Origin of the sequence: Duganella callida (assembly GCF_004614165.1) — a bacterium.
GTDB lineage: Bacteria > Pseudomonadota > Gammaproteobacteria > Burkholderiales > Burkholderiaceae_D > Rugamonas > Rugamonas callida.
The window spans coordinates 70,693-94,069 of record NZ_SPVG01000073.1 but is presented as its reverse complement, the minus strand read 5'-3'; the positions used below and the strand labels follow the sequence as shown (position 1 = coordinate 94,069).

General features: G+C 63.9%; 21 protein-coding genes. 7 read left to right on the top strand and 14 right to left on the bottom strand.

Annotation, left to right across the window (positions count from 1 at the left end; genetic code table 11):
- Window positions 1-1,208: PepSY-associated TM helix domain-containing protein (locus E4L98_RS07940; protein WP_135201021.1), on the bottom strand; the 1,208-nt coding region annotated here is incomplete at its 3' end.
- 111 nt (window positions 1,209-1,319) lie between these two features.
- On the opposite strand from E4L98_RS07940, the gene E4L98_RS07935 reads away from it, so the two are divergent.
- On the top strand, window positions 1,320-3,494 hold the full coding sequence (locus tag E4L98_RS07935; protein WP_135201020.1) for a TonB-dependent receptor: 2,175 nt from the start codon (window positions 1,320-1,322) through the stop codon (window positions 3,492-3,494).
- Here E4L98_RS07935 and E4L98_RS07930 read toward each other — a convergent pair.
- From E4L98_RS07930 to E4L98_RS07920, 3 genes are read right to left on the bottom strand one after another with little or no spacing between them, the layout of a single operon-like run.
- Window positions 3,491-4,867 (bottom strand): DUF2799 domain-containing protein, encoded by a 1,377-nt coding sequence (locus E4L98_RS07930; RefSeq protein ID WP_135201019.1) that lies wholly within the window; start codon window positions 4,865-4,867, stop codon window positions 3,491-3,493. The two genes, E4L98_RS07935 and E4L98_RS07930, sit on opposite strands and share 4 nt — an antisense overlap.
- 28 nt (window positions 4,868-4,895) lie before the next feature.
- Window positions 4,896-6,686, bottom strand: a complete 1,791-nt coding sequence (locus E4L98_RS07925) for a sensor domain-containing phosphodiesterase (protein WP_135201018.1) — start codon at window positions 6,684-6,686, stop codon at window positions 4,896-4,898.
- A gap of 1 nt (window position 6,687) precedes the next feature.
- A complete protein-coding gene (locus E4L98_RS07920) occupies window positions 6,688-8,346 on the bottom strand; it encodes a methyl-accepting chemotaxis protein (protein WP_135201017.1) in 1,659 nt (552 codons plus the stop codon).
- Between the two features lie 193 nt (window positions 8,347-8,539).
- Between E4L98_RS07920 and E4L98_RS07915 the strand changes: the two genes are divergently transcribed.
- Window positions 8,540-9,601: an acyltransferase family protein gene (locus E4L98_RS07915; RefSeq protein WP_135201016.1), complete on the top strand. Its 1,062-nt coding sequence runs from the start codon at window positions 8,540-8,542 to the stop codon at window positions 9,599-9,601.
- On the opposite strand, the gene E4L98_RS07910 is transcribed toward E4L98_RS07915, so the two are convergent.
- Window positions 9,591-10,829: a hypothetical protein gene (locus E4L98_RS07910; protein WP_135201015.1), complete on the bottom strand. Its 1,239-nt coding sequence runs from the start codon at window positions 10,827-10,829 to the stop codon at window positions 9,591-9,593. The genes E4L98_RS07915 and E4L98_RS07910 overlap by 11 nt on opposite strands.
- Before the next feature lie 56 nt (window positions 10,830-10,885).
- On the opposite strand from E4L98_RS07910, the gene E4L98_RS07905 reads away from it, so the two are divergent.
- Window positions 10,886-11,374 carry a hypothetical protein gene (locus E4L98_RS07905; RefSeq protein WP_135201014.1) on the top strand — a complete coding sequence of 163 codons (489 nt, stop codon included), beginning with the start codon at window positions 10,886-10,888 and terminating at the stop codon, window positions 11,372-11,374.
- A gap of 24 nt (window positions 11,375-11,398) precedes the next feature.
- Here the strand turns inward: E4L98_RS07905 and fusA are convergent, their stop codons facing one another.
- Window positions 11,399-13,504 carry an elongation factor G gene (gene fusA, locus E4L98_RS07900; RefSeq protein WP_135201013.1) on the bottom strand — a complete coding sequence of 702 codons (2,106 nt, stop codon included), beginning with the start codon at window positions 13,502-13,504 and terminating at the stop codon, window positions 11,399-11,401.
- A gap of 156 nt (window positions 13,505-13,660) precedes the next feature.
- Here fusA and E4L98_RS07895 point away from each other — a divergent pair, with 156 nt between their 5' ends.
- On the top strand, window positions 13,661-14,797 hold the full coding sequence (locus tag E4L98_RS07895; protein WP_229257307.1) for a phospholipase A: 1,137 nt from the start codon (window positions 13,661-13,663) through the stop codon (window positions 14,795-14,797).
- Here E4L98_RS07895 and E4L98_RS07890 read toward each other — a convergent pair.
- A complete protein-coding gene (locus tag E4L98_RS07890; RefSeq protein ID WP_135201012.1) occupies window positions 14,794-14,991 on the bottom strand; it encodes a hypothetical protein in 198 nt (65 codons plus the stop codon). The genes E4L98_RS07895 and E4L98_RS07890 overlap by 4 nt on opposite strands.
- A 213-nt stretch (window positions 14,992-15,204) precedes the next feature.
- Entirely contained in the window at window positions 15,205-16,119 is a 915-nt protein-coding gene (locus E4L98_RS07885; RefSeq protein ID WP_135201011.1) for a class I SAM-dependent methyltransferase, read from the bottom strand.
- Between the two features lie 164 nt (window positions 16,120-16,283).
- On the opposite strand from E4L98_RS07885, the gene E4L98_RS07880 reads away from it, so the two are divergent.
- A complete protein-coding gene (locus E4L98_RS07880; RefSeq protein ID WP_135201010.1) occupies window positions 16,284-17,087 on the top strand; it encodes an alpha/beta fold hydrolase in 804 nt (267 codons plus the stop codon).
- Between the two features lie 17 nt (window positions 17,088-17,104).
- On the opposite strand, the gene E4L98_RS07875 is transcribed toward E4L98_RS07880, so the two are convergent.
- Window positions 17,105-17,764, bottom strand: coding sequence for an ankyrin repeat domain-containing protein (locus tag E4L98_RS07875; protein WP_135201009.1), 660 nt, complete (start codon window positions 17,762-17,764; stop codon window positions 17,105-17,107).
- The gene (locus tag E4L98_RS07870; RefSeq protein WP_135201008.1) at window positions 17,761-18,540 is read right to left on the bottom strand and encodes a TatD family hydrolase; all 780 of its coding nucleotides are present in this window, start codon (window positions 18,538-18,540) and stop codon (window positions 17,761-17,763) included. The genes E4L98_RS07875 and E4L98_RS07870 overlap by 4 nt, the downstream gene beginning before the upstream one ends.
- 112 nt (window positions 18,541-18,652) lie before the next feature.
- Here E4L98_RS07870 and E4L98_RS07865 point away from each other — a divergent pair, with 112 nt between their 5' ends.
- Window positions 18,653-19,183: a DNA-binding protein gene (locus E4L98_RS07865; protein WP_135201007.1), complete on the top strand. Its 531-nt coding sequence runs from the start codon at window positions 18,653-18,655 to the stop codon at window positions 19,181-19,183.
- Window positions 19,184-19,192: 9 nt separating this feature from the next.
- Here E4L98_RS07865 and E4L98_RS07860 read toward each other — a convergent pair whose 3' ends face one another.
- Genes E4L98_RS07860 through mltG form a run of 4 tightly spaced genes read right to left on the bottom strand, consistent with a single transcriptional unit; the run spans window position 19,193 to window position 22,236 of the window.
- The gene (locus E4L98_RS07860; protein ID WP_205746681.1) at window positions 19,193-19,576 is read right to left on the bottom strand and encodes a PilZ domain-containing protein; all 384 of its coding nucleotides are present in this window, start codon (window positions 19,574-19,576) and stop codon (window positions 19,193-19,195) included.
- A 10-nt stretch (window positions 19,577-19,586) separates the two neighbouring features.
- Window positions 19,587-20,621 (bottom strand): DNA polymerase III subunit delta', encoded by a 1,035-nt coding sequence (locus tag E4L98_RS07855; RefSeq protein WP_135201006.1) that lies wholly within the window; start codon window positions 20,619-20,621, stop codon window positions 19,587-19,589.
- Window positions 20,611-21,225, bottom strand: a complete 615-nt coding sequence (tmk, locus tag E4L98_RS07850; protein ID WP_135201005.1) for a dTMP kinase — start codon at window positions 21,223-21,225, stop codon at window positions 20,611-20,613. Before tmk ends, E4L98_RS07855 begins: the two co-directional genes overlap by 11 nt.
- 21 nt (window positions 21,226-21,246) lie before the next feature.
- Window positions 21,247-22,236 carry an endolytic transglycosylase MltG gene (gene mltG / locus E4L98_RS07845; RefSeq protein ID WP_205746680.1) on the bottom strand — a complete coding sequence of 330 codons (990 nt, stop codon included), beginning with the start codon at window positions 22,234-22,236 and terminating at the stop codon, window positions 21,247-21,249.
- Window positions 22,237-22,371: 135 nt separating this feature from the next.
- On the opposite strand from mltG, the gene ygfZ reads away from it, so the two are divergent.
- Window positions 22,372-23,376, top strand: a complete 1,005-nt coding sequence (ygfZ, locus tag E4L98_RS07840; RefSeq protein WP_135201004.1) for a CAF17-like 4Fe-4S cluster assembly/insertion protein YgfZ — start codon at window positions 22,372-22,374, stop codon at window positions 23,374-23,376.
- Window position 23,377: the final 1 nt, after the last annotated feature.

Genomic DNA, 23,377 nt, shown 5'->3' with positions numbered 1-23,377 from the left:
TGGGTGGGGCGCCCCCCACTTCCGCAGGCCGGGCCCGCTCCGGGGGCTGCGCCTGCGGGGCCCCGCGCCGCCACCACCGGCCCCCCCATTTCTTCTCCCTCCCCCGCGGGGCGCGCGGGCGCGGGCGCGCCCCGCTTCAGCCACAGATACAGGCCGCTGCCCAGCACGAAGATGGTGATCACATCGAGCGCCGCCCACAGGAACTGCATCCACGCGCCGCCGTAGTCGCCGAAGTGCAGCGGCTGCGAAATCAGCAAACCGGTCAGATACCAGGGCAGCTCGCGGCTGTCGGTGATCTCGGTGGTCTGTGCATCGATCAGCACCGGCTTGTACAAACGCGAGGTCAGCGCCGTATCACCGCGCATGAAAATCCCGTAGTGATGCTCGCTGGTGAACGGCGTGCCGGGGAAGGCGACGAAGCCGATCTTCATGCCCGGCTCGCGCGCCACCGCGTGCTCCAGCGATTGCTGCATCGAGCCCAGTTGCTTCGGCGGCGGCATGCCCTTGTACGGCGCCACCATTTGCGCCATCTCGGTGTACTGCCAGTACTTCAGCAGCAGATCGGCCCAGGTATTGATCATGCCGGTGGCGCCCACCACCAGCGCCCAGGTCAGCGTGACGATGCCCAGCATATTGTGCAGGTCCAGCCATTTGACGCGCGGACCGCGCTCGCGCCGCACCTCGCCGAATTCCAGCTTGCGCATGAATGGCGCGTACAACACCACACCCGAGATGATCGCGATCACCAGCAGCAGGCCCATGAAACCGAGGAACAGCTTGCCCCATAACCCGGCGTACAGGTCCACGTGCAAATGGAACATCACGCCCAGAAAGCTACCTTCGAAGCTCGGCTCGCCCAGCACCTTGGCGGTGCGCGCGTCGATGGCGATGGATTTGAATTTCTCATCGGTCGGATTGTCGCCCATGGTCAGGAACCACATGCTGGTGTCGTCCGGCTCCTGCGACAGATACATGGCGATCTTGTTCGGGTACAGCGTCTTGCCGGCCGCGATGACGTCATCCAGGCTGGCCTTGGGGGTGCCGGCCGGCAGTTCCGGCGCCTCGATGGCGTTACCCAGCAAGTGGTCGATCTCATGGTGATAAATCAGCGGCAGGCCGGTAACGCACAGCAGCAGCATGAAGACGGTGCAGACCAGGCTGCTCCACTTATGTATCCATGCCCAGCGGCGGACGTTGCTTGGTGTCATTTTTGAAATCGCGGTGACATTACTGAAGCCACAATGATAATGCAAATCACTCTCATTTAATAGCCATGCAGTATAATTGAGAATCAATCTCATTTACTTAATAAAAATATCATGCAGAATCCGAAATTGAAACGTACCCCGTTAGCCCTGGCCACACTGCTGGTTGCGGGCGCCGCCGCCGCCCAAAGCGCGACCGGCAGCGCCGACGAGAAGGTACAAACCGTGGTCGTCAGCCATTCCGCCGACGCGTCGGCCGATGGACTGACCCGCGACTTCGCCGGCGGCCAGATCGCGCGCGGTGGCCGCGTCGGCCTGCTGGGTAACGTCGACATGATGGACACCCCGTTCAACACGCTGAACTTCACCTCCGCCCTGATCCAGGACCAGCAGGCGCGCAGCGTGGCGGACGTGCTGCAGAACGATCCCGGCGTGCGCGTGGCGCGCGGCTTCGGCAACTTCCAGGAGCTGTATGTGATCCGCGGCTTCGCCGTCAATTCGGACGACATGGCCTACAACGGCCTGTATGGCATTCTGCCGCGCCAGTTCGTGGCGTCGGAGCTGCTGGAGCGCGTGGAAGTCTTCCGCGGCGCGAACTCTTTCCTGAACGGCGCCGCGCCGGGCGGCGGCGGCATCGGCGGATCGATCAACCTGCTGCCGAAACGCGCATCGAATAATCCGCTGACCGAAGTCACGCTCGGCGTGGAAACCGGCGGCCAGGGTTACGTCGCCGCCGATATCGGCCGCCGCTTCGGCGCCGACGGCAACACCGGCATCCGCGTCAACGTCGCGCGCCGCGACGGCGACACCGGCGTCGATCGCGAGCACCGCGAACTGACCGTGGCATCGGTCGGCCTGGACTTCCAGGCGCGCGACTTCCGCCTGTCGGCCGATGTCGGCTATCAGGATCACAAGCTGACATCTCCGCGTCCAAGTGTGACCGTGGCCGGCGGCATTCCGCTGCCATCGGCGCCGGACAGCGACAAGAGCTGGGCCCAGAACTGGACCCACTCGAACGAGCGCGACACCTTCGGCACCGTGCGCGGCGAATACGACATCAATCAGGACAGCGTGGCCTGGGCCGCTTTCGGCACCCGCAGCGGCGACGAGAACAACAGCCTGTCGGAACCGACCGTGACCGCGGTGGACGGCAGCGCCAACGCCTACCGCTTCGACAACACCCGCCACGACAACATCCGCACCGGCGAAATCGGCGTGCGCACCAAGCTGCGCACCGGTAGCATCGGCCACTCGATCAGCGCCACCGCCTCCTCGTTCTGGTCGGAGTCGAAAAACGCTTATGCCTTCAGCACTTTCGGCGGCCTGGCCACCAACATCTATCGCCCGATCGACGTGGCGGCGCCGACGCCCGATTTCTTCGTCGGCGGTGTACTGAGCGATCCGCACCTGACCTCGAAGACCATCCTGTCCAGTTACGCGCTGGCCGATACGCTGTCCATGCTGAACGATAAGCTGCTGCTGACTGTCGGCGCGCGCCACCAGACCATCAAGTCGGACAGCTACGACTACAACACCGGCGTTACCCAGTCGCACTATGATCAGAGCAAAGTCACCCCGGTAGCAGGTGTTGTCTACAAGCCGGTGAAAGGCGTGTCGCTGTATGCGAACTACATCGAAGCGCTGCAGCAAGGTCCAACCGCCGCCGGCGAAGTCACCAACATCGGCCAGGTGTTCGATCCTTACGTGTCGAAGCAGAAGGAAGTCGGCGTCAAATACGAGCACGGCACGCTGGGCGCGACCGCCGCGCTGTTCCGCACCGACCAGCCATCGGCCTTCATCAAGGATCGCATCTTCGGCGTGTTCGGCGAACAGCGCAACCAGGGCCTGGAGATGACCGTGTACGGCGTGCCGCTGCGCGGCCTGCGCCTGCTGGGCGGTCTGACCCTGCTGGATGCGAAACAGCGCGTCACCGCCGGCGGTCTGAATCAGGGCAAGGACGTGATCGGCGTGCCGGATACGCAGCTCAACCTCGGCGCCGAATGGGATGTGCCGGGCGTGCATGGCCTGAACCTGAATGCGCGCACCGTGTACACCTCCAAGCAGTATGCCGATGGCGCCAACACGCAGGAATTGCCATCGTGGACCCGTCTGGATGTCGGCGCCAGCTACGCCACCCGCATCCTCGACCGCAACGTCACCTTCCGCGCGCGCATCGACAACCTGACCGACAAGAGCTACTGGGCTTCGGCCGGCGGCTACCCTGGCTCGGGCTACCTGGTGCTGGGCGCGCCACGCACCGTTTCGGTGTCGGCGACCGTGGGCTTCTAATAAATCTCGCGGCGCAGACGCTGCATCTGCAGATCGTGACGCTCGGCCCAGCGCCGGGCGTCATCGAGCTGCCGCTCCAGGCGCTGCAGGTGGTCGCTCAGTTCACGACGATCCTGCTCGCGGCGCTTGTCCTGCCTGGCCGTTTCGTCATTGACGGGACGGTCCTTCGCTTCCCGACTGGCGCGGATCTCGCGCTCCACTCGCGACAGGCGATTGCGTGCATCGCGCACGCGGTTGGCCAGGTCGTTGGCTTCCTCCACCGCCTGACGATATTTCACCTCGGCGACGGCATAATCCTGTCCGCTGACATACGCATGTTTCATCTGATTGCGTAGTTCGGGGCGACACACTTCCACCGCCATGCCGGCGTTGCCGCGTCCCCGCTCGAAGGAGTTCTCCGGCTGACAGTAACGCGCGTTCTGCTCCTCCCAGGCGCGCGTGTACAGTTCGCGGGTGGAGGCCAGCACGAACACGCCGTCGCGCCCCGCGTTGGCGATACGCTGCTCCAGCATGAACGGCTTGCCGTAACCATCGTCCGCGCCGGCCTGGCGCCAGTGATCGGCCAGCCGCGTCTCCCAGGCCTGGCGGTATTCCGGCTCGTGAATCTTCAAGCCTTTCTGTTTCGCCTCGCGGCTGCGCGCGGCAAAGTCCTTGCCGCTGGTGGCGTCCTGCGTGCCCAGATTCCGCCAATAGTTGACGATCTCCGCGTTCCAGGCGGCGCGGTAGGTCTCCTCCTGGACATCGACACCGGCCCGGCGCGCCGCCGCGGCGCGGTTGCGGAACTCGGCGTCCGGCAAGCCATTGCGCGCATCGCTCATGCCGGCGTCCGACCAGAAGGTTCGGTTGCCAGCGCGCCAGCCATTGCTGTAAGCCTGCGCGTCGAAGCGCAACTGCATGGCGGCGGCCTTGTCGCGGTTGGCCTCCTTTTGCGTGGACGGCAAACCCGCAGTGCCTTCATCCTTGCCGACGTTTTCCCAGTGACGCGAATTCCCTTCGGTCCAGCCGGCGTCATAGGCCGGCTGGTTGCCCGGCGTCTTGTGCTCGCGCATGGCCTGCGTGGACGCCAGCGCCTCGTAGCGCTGAAGCCGGCCTTCCACGCCGTCGACGCTGCCGATACCATGCCACATGTCCCAGTTCCCCTGCGACCAGCCGGCCTGATAGCGCGCGGCAGCATCGGCCGCTGCCGGTTTGTCGGCGTGGTCGATGCAGAAATCCTTGCGTTCGGCGTAGTTGGCCGGCTCGCCCTTCACGCCATCGTCGCGGCCGATGGCGCTCCAGTCGCCGCTTTTGCAGGCGGAGATCAGCTGCTGGTTGGACGCGCCGCATCCGGCCAGCAGCAGCATTAGGGGAATCAGGCGAAGTGACGTGTGCATCGCCCGATTATAAGCTATGCAACTGGCTTCATGCGGCGATGGCGACGTGGCTGTCCCGGTACTGCACCGCGTGCGCCAGGAAGGCGTCCGCGCTCAAGGGTTTGGCGAAGTGGTAGCCCTGGGCGATGTCGCAGCCCCAGTCGCGTATCATGTGCAGCGACTGCTCGGTCTCCACACCTTCCGCTACCACCTGGTAATCGAGTTCGCGCGCGAGGCCGATCAGCGAGCGCACGATACGCTGGTCGCGCGGGTTGGTGTGCACGTTGCGGATCAGCGACTGATCGACCTTGACCACCGTGGCCGGCACCTTCTGCAGATAGGCGAAGTTGCTGTAGCCGGTGCCGAAATCGTCCAGCGCCAGACTCATGCCCAGATCGCGTATGCCCTGCAGCGCCTTCAGGATGGCGACGCTTTCCATCCACACGCCCTCGGTGCATTCGATTTCCACGTAACGCGGATCGACGCCGAACTCGCGACAGGTTGCGGCCAGGCGCTCGACGATGTCCGGCTCCTCGAAATTGTAGGCCGACAGATTGATCGCCACCTTGATGCGGTTGCCCTCCGCGTGCCATGCGCCCAGCTGTTGGATCGCCGTGCGGATCACCCAGTGGGTCAATGGGCCGATCAGCGCGGTCTTCTCGATCAGCGGGATGAACTCCGCCGGCGACACCGGTCCCAGCTCCGAATGATTCCAGCGCAACAGCGCCTCGGCCGAACTGCAGGCGCCGCTGATCAGCTCATGCTTGGGCTGATACACCAGCTCGAAGTGGCCATTGGCGATGCCATGGCGGACATCGTTCAGCAGACGGAAGGCGCGCTTCTGCTTTTCATCTTCCGTGTTGCTGTAATGGCTCCAGCGCTGCTGCTGGCGCAGCGCCTGATTGATCGCCGCCGCGGCCTTGCGCGGCGCGTCCTTGGCCGAATTCGCGCACAGGTCGAATTCGACGATGCCGCCTATGGTCTGCAGCACCATCGGAATATTCAGGCTGTTGAACGGCGCCTGCAGTTCCGGCTCCAGGCCATGCAGATAGCGCACAAAGTCCGCCGTGTTCTCGTCCTGCGACAGCACCGAGAAACGGCCGTCGGTCAGGTGGTACACGGCCGCCCTGCCCTCGAACAAGCGGGTCAGCCGCGCCGATACTTCGCGGATCAATTCATCGTACATGGGCGCGCCCAGCACGCGGATGATTTCGAAGCCCTTGGCCGCATCCGGCATGTCGACAGTGGCCAGCACGCGGTATTGCCCCTTGTTGTCGCGCGCCTGCGTGGTCAGATCCTCGAACAGCTGATACTTGTTCGGCAGGCCGCTGACCGAATCGACGTGGCCGACCGCACGGCCCAGCGTGATGTGCGACATCACCAGCGCCGCCAGACTGGCCAACTGCTCGCGCTCCGCCTCATTCAGGCTGCGCGGCTGCTGATCGATGATGCACAGCGCGCCGATGGCATAGCCTTCCGGCGTGATCAGCGGCGCGCCGGCATAGAAACGCACCGCCTGCGGCCCCGTCACCATCGGGTTGCTTACAAAGCGTGCATCGAGCAGCGTGTCTTCCACCACCAGCACGCTGGCTTGCTGGATGGTGTAGTTGCAGAAGGTCTGGTCGCGCTCCGTGTTCGGCGGGCAGAAGCCCACCGTCGATTTCAGCCACTGGCGGTCGCTGTCCAGCAGCGAGATATACGACCCGCCCACCTTGTACATATCCATCGTCAACCGCGTGATGGTGTCGAAGTACTCGCTGGTGTTGGTGTTCAGGATGCCCAGTTGATGCAGGGCCTCCAGACGCTCGGGCTCTGAATTCTTGAGCAACATCTGCTGCATGTTACGCTCCGGCCGGTGCTGGCAGCATGCCGCGGCCCGATGCCGCGCTTGCGGCGGCACGCGCCGGCGCCGCGCTCCAGCCGTCGCGCTGGATCTTGAATACGCCGACAGCGTGGTTCAGCAGCGCGGCCTGTTCCTGCAGAGTTTCCACCTCGCCCGCCGCATGCTCGACCAGCGCGGCATTCTGCTGCGTCACCTGGTCCATCTGCGAGATGGCGCGGTTGACTTCCTCGATGCCCTGACGCTGCTCGTCGCTGGCGGTGGTGATGGCTTCCACCATGTCGCTCACCTGCTTCACGCTCAGCACGATATCGTGCATGGTGCTGCCGGCGTGTTCCACCAACCGGGTGCCGTCGTGGATCTTGGCCACCGATTCATCGATCAGCGCCTTCACTTCGCGCGCCGCGTTGGAGCTGCGCTGCGCCAGATTGCGCACCTCGGTGGCCACCACCGCAAAGCCACGGCCCTGCTCACCGGCGCGCGCCGCTTCCACCGCCGCGTTCAGCGCCAGGATATTGGTCTGGAAAGCGATACCGTCGATGACGCTGATGATTTCCTCGATCTTGCGCGAGGATTCATCGATGGAATTCATGGTATTCACCACCTGGCCGACGATCTCGCCGCCCTTGCTGGCGATGTCGGAGGCATTCTGCGCCAAGGTGTTGGCTTCGCGGGCGCTTTCGGCGTTCTGCTTGACGGTGGCGGTCAGTTCTTCCATCGCCGACGCGGTTTCCTCCAGCGAGCTGGCCTGGTCTTCGGTGCGGCCGGAGAGGTGCTGGTTCTGCTCCGAGATCTGCTCGCTGATGCTGCCGACGGCGACCGCCGCTTCATGCACTTCGGTGACGGTGGTGCGCAGGTTGCGGCTCATCTTCACCAGCACCGACATGATGGAATCCTTGTCGCTGTTGCGCAGTTCGACCTCGTGATACAGCTCGCCGCGGTCGACGGCATTGGCCAGCGCCTTGACCTCGGCCGGTTCCGCGCCCAGGGCGCCCAGCAGGTAGTGCGTGACGCGCCATGCGACCACCACGCCGATCGCCACCGCGATGGCCACCGCCAGCAGCGCCAGCGACTGGAAGTTGTGCGCCCCCTGGCGGGCGATGTCCGATTCGGCCTCGGTCATCTTCTCTTCCTGGTCGATGAAGCCGTTGATGCTGGCCAGCCAGTCGACGAAGGCCGGCTTGGCCTGCTCCAGCATCATCTTGCGCGCGCCGTCGATGTCGCCGGCGCGGCGCGCGTCGATGATCTTCCTGATCAGCGGCGTGGTGCGCGCCTCGCTCTGCTTGATCTTCGACAGCCACTCGCGCTCCTCGCTGGTGATCTTGGCCTTGGCATCACTGAACAGGCCATCCATCGGCGCCGCCGATTTCTGGTAATCGCCGTCCAGCTTGTCGATCAGGCTGGTGACGCTGGAGATCTCGCCATCGCCGACCAGCGTGACGTCGCGCAGCGCGATGGCGCGGTCGTGCACGCTGCCGCGGAAATTGATCGCGTAGCGCTGTTTGACGTTGTTCACGTCGCTGATGTGCTGCAGGCTGTTATCGATGGCGTTGACCTTGAACACGCTGATCGCCGACAGGATCAGCATCATCAGCAGGATGATGCCGAAGCCGGCGAACAGACGGGTAGCGACGCTGATTTCATTTTTATTGGTGTCCATGCTTATTCCTTAGATCGCACACGAGATAACCGCCATGATATGGGAGAAATTGCCTGAGCGAAAATTTATATCGCAAATAACATTCATAGTCATTTCCTATTGGAAATATCTCTTAGGCAAATATTTGAGACTTTACTACCGATAGGGAGGGAAATCACCTCCCTAACGAGGGATGGCATGGTAGTGTTGCAAGATGCGCATACAATCCATCGACGCCGTCCGCGGCCTGACCGTGGCGGCCATGCTGCTGGTGAATGACGCCGGCGACTGGTCGCACATCTATCCTTGGCTGGAGCACGCCGAATGGCACGGCTGCACCCCGGCCGACTTCATTTTCCCGGTGTTCATGCTGATTGTCGGCGTCTCGATCCAGCTGGCACTGGGCAGGCAGATCGAAGCGCCGGCCGCGCCGCGCGGCCAATTGGCGCGCAATGTGCTTTTGCGCGGACTGCGGATCTTCCTGCTCGGCGTGGCGTTGAACATCGTCTCCATGCTGACGCTCGACGCGCACGGATTCCGCCTGCTCGGCGTGCTGCAGCGCACCGGCATCTGCTTCACGCTGGCCGGCCTGCTGGCGATCTACCTGCGCTCCGCGCGGGCGCAGTGGACGGCGCTGACGGCAATCCTGCTGGGCTACTGGGCACTGCTGGCCGGCGGCGGACCGCTCGAGCCGCACCTGAACCTGGCCGACCGCGTCGACACGGCGCTGATCGGCAGCCTGTCCTACCAGTACGACCCCGCCACCGGCCTGGCGCACGAGCCGGAAGGTTTGCTCAGCACCCTGCCCGCGCTCGGCACGGTGTTGCTCGGCCTGCGCGCGGGCGCCTGGCTGCGCGCAGGCCGCATCGGCACGCTGGCGACCGGCGGCGCGCTGGCGATGGCAGTTGGCGGCCTGTGGTCGCTGGCCTTCCCGCTCAACAAGCAGTTGTGGACATCGTCGTTTGTCCTGTGGACCGGCGGCTTCGGCATGCTGGCGATCGCGCTGGCTTACCAGCTGATCGACGTGCGCGGCTGGCCGGCGCTGGGCCGGGCGATGGGGGTGAATGCGATTGCGACCTACGGCGGCGCGTGGCTGGCCACCTGCCTGCTGGCTTATAGCGGCGTTTTCGGCCCGTTGTATCGCAATGTGTTCGCGCCGCTGGCGCCCAGGTTCGGGCCGGAATTCGCCTCGGCGGCGTTTGCGGCCGCCTTCACCGCCGTGTTCTGGCTGGTCATGGTCTACGCCGATAAACGCGGCTGGCGCGTCACCATTTAAGCCGCAGCGACACCGTCAGACTGCGCTCGTTCTGCAGCGGCGCTTCGTCGATCAGCACGCGCGCGGCGCGGTCGCTGCGCACGAACAGCGCCTCGCTCATCAGCGACCAGCTGTCGGTCAGCGGCAACTCGTAGGCCAGCGCCACGCCGTGGCCGGTTTCATTGTTCGGATCACCGGGCAGGTTGTCATGCTCCGTGGTGCGGAAACGATCGTAGCGCAACGCGGCGGTGCCCGGTCCGAGCGGATGGCTGGCCAGCAGATACCAGGACTGGAAATCCAGCGCGACCGCATTCCAGCCCATCAGCGTATCGCCGCGCATCGCCTGCATGGCCAGCTCCCACTCCCCCTGCGGCCGCCACACGGCGCTGACATGATCGAAGCGCGTGCGCCAGCCGTACTGGCCATCCTTGACCACCCAGGGATCCGCGCGGTTATCGTAATGCAGCGCGGCCAATTCCAGCGCCGACCCGAAATTCAGATTGGCGCCCGCATAGTAGCCCAGACGTCCGTCGATTTCGCGGAACGGATGAATGGTGCGGCTCTGACGCGAAATGGTGCCGGTGGGGCCATAGCTCGGAATATCGGGCAGCAGCAAGGCATCGTTGCGGCCACCGATGCGGTCCGTGATCGACCAGCCGCGCCAGGCCAGCAAGGTGCCGGTGGGATCGTTGCCGGTGAAAGCGCCCAGCACCACCCCCACGTCATACGGCGCGCCGGCATGGCGGCCGAGGCGGCGCGCGCTCCATTCCACGCCGTTGGTGCGCAACTCCTCGCCGATCCAGCTGTTAATGGCGGACGCGGAAATGGTATGTTTCGGCACCCAGCCGACCGCGTCGTAATCGATTTCGACACTGCTGGGCGGGAAGAAGAAACCGGCCTTGACCCGTGTTTTCCAGGCGCCGGCCGGCAGCGGGCTCCAGGCCAGCCAAGCTTCGCGCACATCGACCGTGCGGCCGCGGTGCTGCTGGTCGGCGCCGAGTTCCAGGCTGGCGCTGATGGTGTCGGTCAGATCGGCGTCGCCGTGCAGCACGGCCTGGCCTATGCTCAGGGTTGGCGAACCGGCGTCGTAACGCGACTTGGACATACCGCTGCTGGTGATGGCGGCACTGGCGTCGGCATCGCTGGCGCGCAGGTCGAGCAGGCCGCGCCACTCCACCGCTTGAACCGTTCCCGCCGCGCATACCAGCGCCAGCAGCCCGGCGCGCTTCTTGTTCTGACTTGATTTCATTCAGGCATCATACACGGCTATAATCCATCGTCTCAACCACGATGAAAGCTTTTCGGATGATCAAACGTGCGCGTATTGCCGGCCTGGCGCTGCTGGCCTGCTGTTCTGGCGCGGCCATGGCCGACACCTTCGAGACCATCGAATCGGCGCCGCTGAAAGAAGTGTGGCTGAATGGTGGCTTCTACACCTGGCACTTCCAGCGCGACAAGGACCTGAATGGCAGCAACTGGGGACTGGGTGCGGAGTGGCGTTTTTCGACGGTGGCGTCGGCCACGGTGGGGCGTTTCTACAACAGCGACCGCGCGTATTCGAATTACGCGGGCGTGTATTACCAGCCGTGGAAGATCGGGCCGGTACGGGTCGGCGCGGTGGTGGGCGGCTTCGACGGCTACCCCAAGATGCGCAATGGCGGCTGGTTCCCCGCCGCCATCCCGACCCTCAGCTACGAATATGAGCGGGTCGGCGTCAACGTCGCCATCATCCCGAGCTACAAGGACCGCCTGTACGGCGGCATCTCCCTCCAGCTGAAACTGAAAGCGTTCTAGAGGGTCGGGCTCAGAGCCGACTGCTTACTTCGCTTTGGCGACTGCGATCTGGTCCAGGATGTGCTTCGGCACTTCAGCGTAGTGCTTGAACTCCATGGTGTAGGTCGCGCGACCCTGGGTCAGCGAACGCAAGGTGGTGGAGTAGCCGAACATCTCGGCCAGCGGCACCAGCGCGCGGATGATCTTGCCGCCGCCGCCAGGGATTTCGTCCATGCCCTGCACCATGCCGCGCCGCGCCGTCAGGTCGCCCATGGCGTTGCCCATGAACTCTTCCGGCGTCTCCACTTCCACCGTCATCATCGGTTCCAGCAGTACGGGCGACGCGCGCTTCATGCCGTCCTTGAACGCCATCGAGCCGGCCATGCGGAAGGCATTCTCGTTCGAGTCGACGTCGTGGTACGAGCCGAAGGTCAGCGTGGCCTTGACGTCGACCACCGGATAACCGGCCAGCACGCCCGCGCGCAGCGTTTCCTGGATGCCTTTGTCGACCGCCGGGATGTATTCGCGCGGCACCACGCCGCCCTTGATGGCGTCGACGAATTCATAGCCTTTGCCCGGCTCGCTCGGCTCCAGCGTCAGCACCACGTGGCCATACTGCCCGCGGCCGCCCGATTGTTTGACGAACTTGCCCTCGACATCGGTGGCCGATTTGGTGATGGTTTCGCGGTACGCCACCTGCGGCTTGCCCACGGTCGCTTCGACGCCGAATTCGCGCTTCATGCGGTCGACCAGGATTTCCAGGTGCAGCTCGCCCATGCCGGACATGATGGTCTGGCCCGATTCCTCGTCGGTGTGCACGCGGAACGATGGGTCTTCCTGCGCCAGCCGGTTCAGGGCGATGCCCATTTTTTCCTGGTCGGCCTTGGTTTTCGGCTCCACCGCCTGCGAAATCACCGGCTCGGGGAAGACCATCTTTTCCAGCACGATCACGTGCTCGGGCGAGCTCAGGGTGTCGCCGGTGGTGACGCCTTTCAGGCCCACGGCCGCGGCGATGTCGCCGGCGTACACTTCCTTGATCTCCTTACGCTCGTTGGCGTGCATCTGCAGGATGCGGCCCAGGCGCTCCTTCTGCGACTTGGTCGGGTTGTACACGGTGTCGCCCGAGTTCACCACGCCCGAGTACACGCGGAAGAAGGTCAGCTGGCCGACGAACGGGTCGGTCATGATCTTGAACGCCAGCGCCGAGAACGGGTCGGTGTCGTTCGGGTGGCGCTCGATCGGCTGGTCGTCCTCGTCGGTACCGGCGATCGCCGGCACGTCCACCGGCGACGGCAGGTATTCGATCACCGCATCCAGCATGGCCTGCACGCCGCGGTTTTTGAAGGCGCTGCCGGCCAGCATCGGCACGATTTCGTTGCGGATGGTGCGCAGACGCAGGCCGGTCTTGATTTCGTCCTCGCTCAGCTCGCCGCCTTCCAGGTATTTTTCCAGCAGCTCGGGCGTGGCTTCGGCGGCCGCCTCGACCATTTTTTCGCGCCATTCGGCGGCCACTTTTTGCAGATCGGCCGGAATGTCCTCATAGGTGAACTTGACGCCCAGCGTCTCGTCGTCCCAGTTGATCGCGCGCATCTTGACCAGGTCGATCACGCCGTGGAAGTTGTCTTCGGCGCCGAGCGGCACCTGGATCGGCACAGCCACACCCTTCAGGCGGTTGGCGATCTGCTCGCGCACGCGGAAGAAGTCGGCGCCCACGCGGTCCATCTTGTTGATGAAGGCGATGCGCGGCACGTGGTACTTGTTGGCCTGGCGCCAGACGGTTTCCGACTGCGGCTGCACGCCGCCGACGGCGTCATACACCATCACGGCGCCATCCAGCACGCGCATGGAACGCTCGACCTCGATGGTGAAGTCGACGTGGCCGGGCGTGTCGATGATGTTGATGCGATGCTCGGGGAAGTTGCCGGCCATGCCTTTCCAGAAAGCCGTGGTCGCCGCCGAGGTGATGGTGATCCCGCGTTCCTGTTCCTGCTCCATCCAGTCCATGGTGGCGGCGCCATTGTGGACTTCGCCGATCTTGTGGTTCACACCGGTATAAAACAGGATGCGCTCCGTGGTGGTGGTTTTGCCGGCGTCGATGTGGGCGCTGATACCGATGTTGCGATAGCGCTCGATGGGGGTCTTGCGGGTCATCTCGAATCTCCTCGATGTGTGCATGTACACGTAATGGAATGCTTAGGTGTGGCAGTAGTTGCCAAATTCAAGCCCTCTTAGCGTGCGACATGATTACTGGCAGTTAATGTAATCTGTAACAAAATCACAAGCTTACCTCTCACTCGGACAATCTGCATGCGTGTGCGAACAAAAACTACTCTCTTCCTCTCCTTCGGCATGGCGCCGGCTCTGGCTTTAGCGCAGGTTCAGGCCACCGATCTCGAAAACCGCCTGGAGCGCTGCGCCCTGCTCGGCGACGCCAGCGCCCGTCTGGCTTGCTACGACGCCCTGGCCAAGAACGCGCCTGCCGTCCAGGCCGCCGGCGACAATGCCGTGGCGCCGCTGTCGGCCGGCAAGGACGCCAAATTGCCCGAGACCGCGGTCGCCGCCAGCGAACCGGCCCGTACCCAGCCGGCCGCGCCGCCGCCGGAACCGCAAGTGTCGCCGAAAGTCGCGGCCTTGACCACCATTCCGCCGGAAGACACCGTCTCGCGCATGGTGCAGGAATGGGAACTGGACCGTTCGTCCAAGCGCGGCGTGTTCAATTTCCGGCCGCATCATGACACCTATTTGCTACTGGCGAATTACAGCACCAGTTCCAATGATGCGCCTTTTAAGGACTTTACGCCGGCCGGGCTGAAATCCAAGCACGTGGAGCTGACGTATCAGCTCAGCTTCAAGATGAAGATGATCGAGCAGTTGCTGAGTTCGCCGGTGGACCTGTGGTTCGGCTACACCCAGAACAGCTTCTGGCAAGCCTATAACCGCGCCGCGTCCAGCCCGTTCCGGGAAACCAACTACCAGCCCGAGCTGATGCTGACCACGCCGCTGGCACTGAAGCTGGGGCCGGTGGACGTGCGCTACCTGACGCTGGCGCTGAACCACCAGTCGAACGGCCAGACCTCGACGCTGTCGCGTAGCTGGAACCGGATTTACGCGGAAATGGGGGCGGAAGCCGGCAAGCTCGGCGTCGCCGTGCGCCTGTGGAAGCGGCTCGACAACGCGCGCTCGGACAACGACAACATCGACATCACCGATTACATGGGCCACGGCGACCTGCGCGCCACCTATCGCTTCAACGGCCACGAGCTGTCGATGACGGCGCGCCGCAACTTCAGCACGCGGCATGGCATGGTGCAGTTCGGCTGGGCCTTCCCGGTCGCGGCCAACCTGAAGGGCTATGTGCAAGCCTTCAGCGGCTACGGCCAGAGCCTGATCGACTACAATTATTCGCAGAAGTCGGTGGGTGCCGGCTTCCTGGTCGATTTCTAACGCGGCGAACCGCCGAGGATGCGCGCCGGCAGCATGACGATGGCGCGCAGCAGCTCGAACACCCCTTCGACGCCGATGCCGATCAGGCGGAACGGCAAGGTGATCAGCCAGAGCAGTGGGTAGAGCACCAGCGCCAGCAAGGCCAGCGGCCAGCACAGGAACAGCAAGCACAGCCAAATAATGAAACCCAGCATAGGACGCTCCCGATTGCGTTGAATTCTTGTCTATACTGGGACTCTAATGGAGCGGCGTACGACGGGCAATTCCCGTGCGATCAACTGCAGATAACGGCGATCAAACGCCGCTTTTCGGGGACGAACGGAGTTCGTGCTGGCGGATCCGCGTGATAACCGGGGACAGACCACGTTTTTAGAACATTGCAAAAGCGTGGTCTGTCCCCGCTTCCTTCAGGCGCAGGCAGGGATCGGTTGCAGCGCGGCTTCGTACAGCACTTCGGCCTTCAGCGCCGCCTGCAGCGACGGGATGGAGCCGCCGGCGCGGTACTGGAAGCTCACCTGCACCACGTCGCCCTCGCGCACCTGCACCGGCGTCGCCAGCGGCAGCGCCATATAATGGTTGAGCCAGTCGATGGTGGTGGAGCGTTCCTGCACCACCGCCAGGATGTTCTTGGTGACGAAACGCATGGCATTGATGCTGCCATTTTTTTCGACCACGAATTTGCCTTGCCAGGCGTAAGCCAGCTCGTTGGGCTGGTTGAAGTCGATGATGCTGTACACGGCGGGCCGGGCCATCTCGACCGTCCCGGGATAAATCACGGTATTTTCCTGGAACTGTACGATAGGCGCATAAAAGCCTTCGAAATCGTATTCCTGATGCAACGGCTGCACCGCCATGATCACCGCTTCCGGCAGGAACACCGGCAGCGGACCGCCGAAGCGCTCGGCATAGCGCCGCTTGAACGATTCGATCACTTCGACCTGCTTCTCGCGCAGCATGCCGACATGGATCATCTCGCAGATCACCACGTCCACCGGTTCCGGCGGCAGATATTCGAACGCGTCGGCGTGGACCACCTCGACCTTGTCGCCATGCGGATTCACCGCCAGGAACTTGCGCGCCTCCCTTACCATATCCGGGTTAAACTCCACGCAATACACCTTGGACGCCTTGGCCGCCGCGAACCATGACAGCACGCCGGTGCCGCCGCCCAGCTCCAGCACGCGCGCACCCGGCTTGACCGCATAGTCGATGGCCGACTTGAAACCGTGCATGCGGTTCTGGTCCATCAGCATGTTGTGGTGGTAGTGGACCGGGATGAATTGTCCCAGGTAGCAGCTTTCAATCTCGCGTTCGTTCAGCATGGTGATCCTCGGTTGGTTCCGTACGGACATTATCGTCAAGTTGCCGCCCTGCCCATCTGGCGAACTGGACAGCAAAACGCCGCCAATTCGCCGGCTATCACCATGCCCATAACCAAAAGACACTGTTGCGTTTATACTAGCGGCAACTCAGCAACGGAGCATCCATGTCTGTTCACCATCGTAACAACGTCCATTGCGCCGGCGACGGTCCGGCCACCATCATGTTTGTCCACGGCTATGGCTGCGACCAGGAGATGTGGCGCTTTATCTATCCCTCGTTTGCCAGCCGCTACCGGGTGGTGCTGATGGATCTGGTGGGCAGCGGCAATTCCGACCTCGGCGCCTACGACCGCGACAAATACGGCACCCTGCACGGCCACGCCGAGGATGTGCTGGATGTGATCGACCTGTACGCCAGATCGCCGGTGATTTTCGTCGGCCATTCCGTCAGCGCCATGATAGGCATGCTGGCGTCCATCGTGTCGCCCGATAAGTTCGCCGCCCAGGTCATGGTCGGACCGTCGCCGTGCTACCTCAACGACGGCGATTACATCGGCGGCTACAATCCGGAAGACATCGACGGCCTGCTCCAGCTGATGGAACTCGATTACGACAGCTGGATCAAGCGCATGGCGCCGGTCATCATGGGCGCGCCGACCCAGCCGGTGCTGTCGCAGGAACTGCTGTCGCGCTTCGAGCGCAACGATCCGGAGATCGCGCGCCATTTCGCGCGGGTGACGTTCACCTCCGACCACCGCGCGGACCTGGCCAGGTCGACCGTGCCCGCGCTGATCCTGCAATGCAGCGACGACATGATCGCCCCGCGCGAGGTCGGCGACTACCTGCACCGCAACCTGGCCAACAGCCAGTTGGCGACGATCGACAACATCGGCCACTGCCCGCACCTGAGCTCGCCCTCGGCCAGCGCCGACATCATCAACGACTACCTGGCGGCGCTGGCACACTGATCGCCGTGGCGACATGACTAGCGTGATTTCTTGCTTGCGAGGAAGGTGTTGATGGTCTTGGCGATCCAGGGTTTGTCCGCCTTGAGGGCGAATTCGGCGGCGGTGAGGTGGAAGCCGCCGTCTTTCAGCGTGGCATCGGCGCCCTGCTCGAGCAACAGCTGCACCACGTCCTCCTGGCCCTCGCGGGCGGCGATCATCAGCGGGGTCATGCCGGATGGCGACTCGGCGTCGATGTAGGCGTATTTGTCCAGCAGGAGGGTGGTAATTTCCACACTGCCGGCCGCGGCGGCGTAATGTAATGCCGTCCAGCCTTTCTGGTTGACTTGCGCGCCGCGCTTCAGCATGTCCAGCACGGCGTCCTTGTTCTTGCGGAAGGCAGCCATCATCAGCGCCGTATTGCCGTTGGGCGCCTTGGCTTCGATGTCGATAGCGCGCTGGTCCATCAACAGCCGCGCGACGTTCAGCGCTTCGTAACGCATGGCGACGATCAGGCCGGTCTCGCCGTTGGCGTCGCGCGCGTTCGGGCTCACGCCCTTGGCCAGCATGGCCTTTACGCGGCCGACGCCGTCCAGCTGCACGGCGCGGAAGAACTCGACCTCGTCATCGCTCTGCTCGAACGCCAGCGCCGGCACGCCCAACGCGGCCAGCGACAACAGCAGCAAGCGCCGGCGCATCATGCGGCGACGTTGAACAGCTTGCGGAAGTTGGCCGTGGTGTGCGCCGCCACCTCTGCCACCGGCACACCCTTGAGCTTGGCGATGAACTCGCCCACGTGCGCCACGAAGCCGGGCTCATTGGTCTTGCCGCGATACGGCACCGGTGCCAGGTAGGGCGAATCGGTCTCGATCAGGATGCGTTCCAGCGGCAGCTCCAGCGCCACCGCCTGCAGTTCTTTGGCGCTCTTGAAGGTGACGATGCCGGAGAACGAGATATAAAAGCCCATCTCGATCGCCGCCCTGGCCACTTCCAGCGACTCGGTAAAGCAGTGCATCACGCCGGCCACGCCACCCGCCTCGGTGCCGGCGCCCTCTTCGCGCATGATGCGGATGGTGTCTTCGCCGGCGTTGCGGGTATGGATGATCAGCGGCTTGCGCGTGATGCGCGAGGCCTTGATATGGGTGCGGAAGCGCTCGCGCTGCCATTCCAGATCGCCCTCCAGCCGGAAGTAGTCGAGGCCGGTCTCGCCGATGGCGATGATCTTGGCATCGTCGGCCAGCCGCACCAGCTGTTCCACCGACGGCTCGGGCGTGTCTTCGTAGTCCGGATGCACGCCTACCGAGGCGTAGATGTTCGGATACTGGTGCGCCAGCGCCAGCACTTGCGGGAAATCCGGCAGGTCGACCGACACGCACAGCGCGTGCGTCACCTTGTTGTGTTCCATCTGGGCCAGGATGTCCGGCATGCGGGCAGCCAGCTCGGGGAAATTGATGTGGCAATGAGAGTCGATATACATGGCGCGATTGTAACCTATCCGCCACACGCTGGCTGTTGCAGTCCAAGGGCATTACAATGTCTGCGTCACCCATCCCGATTTGAACCGGGACCAGCTAGCTCTTGAGGTAACGATGGCACGAACCGGATTAACGAAATCACAAGTCAGAACCAGCCGCGACCAGTTGCTGGCCGAGGGACGCTATCCGTCGGTGGATGCGGTGCGCCTGGCCCTGGGCAATACCGGCTCGAAGTCGACCATCCACAAGTATCTGAAGGAACTGGCGGAGGAAGACAGCCAGGCGGACGGTCTCAAGCGCGAGGACACGGCGCGCACGCTGCAAGCGCTGGTCGAGCAACTGGCCGACAAGCTGCATGCCGGCGCCGACCAGCGCATCCGCAGCTACGAGCTGGCGCTGCAGGAAAAGGATGAGGAACTGGCGGCGTTACGCAACACGGTCGCCTGGCTGGAAGCCAAGCTGGCGGCGCTGCAAGGCGCGGCGGCCGACGGCGAAGCCGATACCGGCTTCGGCAACTTCAGCGATCTGCTGCTGGGCACACGCGGCGGACGCAACGACGATTCGCCCTTCAATGTGATCCTGTCCGGCGGCCGCTCGGCCGTGTTCGGCGTCGACGGCGCGATCCAGATCACCCTGCGCTCCTGACCCCGAATTTCACAGGGTGTGGGTGGCGCGCGAGGAGCGCAGCGCGGCGCCGAGAATTTCTTCTATCCGCAGACGGGCCCGCTGGCCGCTCTCGTCGTCCGGGAAATGCACGCCCACGCCCTGCGCCTTGTTGTTGTGGGCGCCGGGCGGCGTTATCCAGGCCACCTTGCCGGCGATCGGGTATTTGTTGGGATCATCCATCAGCGCCAGGATCAGATAGATCTCGTCGCCCAGCTTGTACGGCTTCTGCGTCGGGACGAACATGCCGCCGTTTTTCAGGAACGGCATGTAGGCGGCGTACAGCGCCGCTTTCTCCTTGATCGCCAGCGACAATACCGTCGGCCGTGGCGTCATCGGCACGGTGTTCGGGTCGCGTGGGCTGGCAGCGGACATTCCTTACCTTTCAGGCGCAGCAGTTGGCGTACTCAAGCAGCATATCCTCCAGGAACAGCTTGGGCGACAGCGGATGGTCGGCCGTCGCGCGCCGCTCATTCGCCGCCTTGATCGCAGCCAGCAGACGGTTGACGTGGATCTTGCCCGCCAGGCTGGCCAACTCTTTCTGGTAACGAGGATAATACCGGATGTTTCCTGCCAGTTTGTAGGAAAACACATCATAAAGCCAGCGCTGCATCCAGGACACCGGTCCGCTCAACGGCACTTTCTGCAATTTGTCGGCCACTTTCAGGGCGCTTTCGACGCTCGGATGGGCCAGCAGCTGCAGCAGGATCTCCAGGTCCTCGCGGCTGCCGTTCTCGGCCTGCGCCAGCGCCGCCAGCGGCGCGCCGCCCTGCTCGCGCAGCCAGCTGTCGGCGTCCGCCACGCCCTGTTCCTTCAGCCAGGCCAGCGCTTCCGCGTGGCTCGGCATCGGCATGGCGAACTTGCGGCAGCGCGACAGAATGGTCGGCAGCAACCGGTCCAGGCTGTTGGACGACAGCAGGAACACGGTCCCCGGCGGCGGTTCTTCCAGCGTCTTCAGCAGCGCGTTGGACGCGGGCATGTTCAGCGCCTCGGCCGGATACAGCACCACCACGCGCAAGCCCTGGCGGTGGGTCGAGATGTTCATGAAATCCGCCAGGCCGCGGATCTGCTCGATCTTGATTTCCTTCGATGGCGCCCTCGACTTGGCGGCCTTTTTGGCTTCGCCGTCCGTGCCTTCGTCGCCCTCGGCGGCCGGCTCGTCTTCCATGGCCTCCGGGCGCACGCGGCGGTAATCGGGGTGGTTCTGCTGCGAGAACCAGCCGCACGACGCACACTGGCCGCAGGCGTGGCCGTCCGGCAGCACCGCCTCGCACAGCAGGCCCTGGGCGAATTGCTCGATGAAATCGGCCTTGCCGATGCCGGCCGCGCCATGGAACAGGATGGCGTGCGGCATGCGCTGGCGCAGCGTCTGCAAATGCTGCCAAGCCGCTTCCTGCCAAGGATAAATGCTATTGCTCATCGAAAAACCCGTCGAGGATGGCGGCCAGCCGCAGCTGGATGTCAGCGATGCTCCGCGTCGAATCGATGACGCGGAAACGCTGCGGGAACTGCGCCGCCCGGCGCAGGTATTCGGCGCGGGTGGCGGCAAAGAAGTCGGCTTTTTCCTGCTCGAACTTGTCCAGCTCGCGGGTGGCGTCCAGCCGCGCGCGCGCCACTTCCAGCGGCACGTCGAACAGCAGGGTCAGGTCCGGTTGCAGCGCCGGATGCACCCATTGTTCCAGCGCCTCCAGCTTGGCCACGCTCATGCCGCGGCCGCCGCCCTGGTAGGCGAAACTGGCATCGGTGAAGCGGTCGGAGATCACCCAGGCGCCGCGTTCCAGCGCCGGCGCGATCACCTGGGCGATATGTTCGCGGCGGCTGGCGAACATCAGCAGCGCCTCGGTTTCCAGATGCATGGTCTCGTGCAGCACCAGGTCGCGCAGTTTTTCGCCCAGCGGCGTGCCGCCCGGCTCGCGCGAGCTGACCAGCTCGACACCGCGCGCCTTGATGTAGTCGCTGACGAAGGCGATGTGCGTGGACTTGCCGGCGCCATCGATGCCTTCAAACGTGATGAATTTACCCATGTAGTGGTTATCGTTGATGCTTTATCGTTGATACTGATTGACTGCCCGATTGTGATCGTTCAGGTTGTCGGAGAATTGACTGGTGCCGTTGCCCTTCGAAACGAAGTACAGCGCCGCGGTCTTGGCCGGCGCCAGCGCCGCCGTCAGCGATTGCACGCCCGGCAAGGCGATCGGCGTTGGCGGCAGGCCGGCGCGGGTATAGGTATTGTACGGCGTGTCGGTCTCCAGATCCTTTTTGCGGATCTTGCCGTCGTAGCGGCTGCCCATGCCGTAGATCACGGTCGGATCGGTCTGCAGCAGCATGCCGATCTTCAGCCGGTTGACGAACACGCCGGCGATCATCGACCGCTCCGACTTCTGGCCGGTTTCCTTTTCCACGATGGAGGCCATGGTCAGCGCCTCGTACGGACTCTTGTACGGCAGCGCCGGGTCGCGCTTGTCCCAGGCCTCCGCCAGGCGGGTCAGCATCATGGCGTGGGCCTGCTTATAAATCTGCAAGTCGCTGGCGCCCTTGGCGAACAGATAGGTGTCGGGGAAAAACAGGCCTTCCGGCTGCTTGTACTCGGAGGCGATGGCGTTCATCACCTCGCTATCGGACAGGGCGATGGTGTCATGCTTGAGCCCCTTGTGCGCGGCGATGGCCGCCCGCATCTGGCGGAAGGTCCAGCCTTCGATGATGGTCAGCTGTTCCTGCGCGAATTCGCCGCGCACCAGCTGCTCGATCAGGCGCAGCGGCGTGTAGCCCGGTTTCATCTCGTAGGCGCCGGCTTTCAGCTTGCCGCTCTTGCCGGTCATGCGCGCCAGCAGATTGAACAGGATGGGCTGGATCGGCACGCCGGCTTCGGCGATCTGCTGGCCGGCCGCGTGGGCGCCGCTGCCCGGCGTGATGGTGAATTCGATCGCCTCGGCATCGGCGGGAATCACCGGGGTGCGCGCCCAGTACGCAAAATACGCGCCGCCGGCGATGGCCAGCAAAAGAAACAGACCAATTATTTTTTTGATAAATGCCATTGTTGAAGCCGTATCGTGGGTCGGGTCGCACAGTATGCCAGCACCGCGTTTTGCGCGGCCGCCGACGCGTTCTGCGCGACATCACTATAATGAGCCCGTAATGATAATGCTTTCACCGTCAAATAACTGGAAATTATGCTTTCTTTGAATGAACAAGCCCAGGCGCTCAGCGCCGCCCAACTGGCGGTCGGTTACGTCGCCCCGATCACCGACCTGGGGCTGATCGCGCTGGACGGCGAAGAATCGGCCCAATTCCTGCACACCCAGCTGACCAATGACGTCGAGCACCTCGGCGAAAGCGACGCGCGCCTGGCGGCGTATTGCTCGGCCAAGGGGCGCATGCTGGCCTCGTTCCTGATGTGGCGCAGCGCCGGCACGATCTTGCTGCAACTGCCGCGCGAGATCCTGCCGGCGGTGCAGAAGCGCCTGTCGATGTTCGTGTTGCGCGCCAAGACCAAGCTCAGCGACGCCACCGGGCTGCCGCAAAACGCGGTGGTGCTGGGCCTGGGCGGCGGCATGGCCGAGGCCGTTCTGCAGACCTGGTTCGACGCCCTGCCCGCCGCGCCGTTCGGCAAGCTCGATCACCCGCTGGGCACGCTGATCCGCGTGGCCGACGCTTTCGGCGCGCCGCGCTACCAGTGGCTGATGTCGGCCGCGACCGCCGAGACCGTGACCCCGGTGCTGGCGGACAAGCTCAACGTCGGCGACAATGCTGCCTGGCATCTGTCGGAAATCCACGCCGGCGTGCCGGTGGTCGGCAAGGCTACCCAGGAACAATTCGTGCCGCAAATGGTCAATTATGAGCTGCTGGGCGGCGTCAACTTCAAGAAGGGCTGCTACCCGGGCCAGGAAATCGTCGCCCGCAGCCAGTACCTTGGCAAGCTCAAGCGCCGCACCACCCTGGTCAGCATCCCCGACGCCAGCGCCGCCGCCGGCATGGAAGTGTTCGCCACCGCCGACCCCGAGCAGCCCTGCGGCATGATCGTCAACGCCGCCCCCAACGGTAATGGCGGCGTCGATGCGCTGGTCGAGATGAAGTTGGCCGCGATCGAAGCCGGCTCGGTGCGCCTCGGCTCGGCCGACGGCGTGGCGCTGACCTTCCTCGCCATGCCTTACGTGCTGGAACCGCTCGACCTCTAGC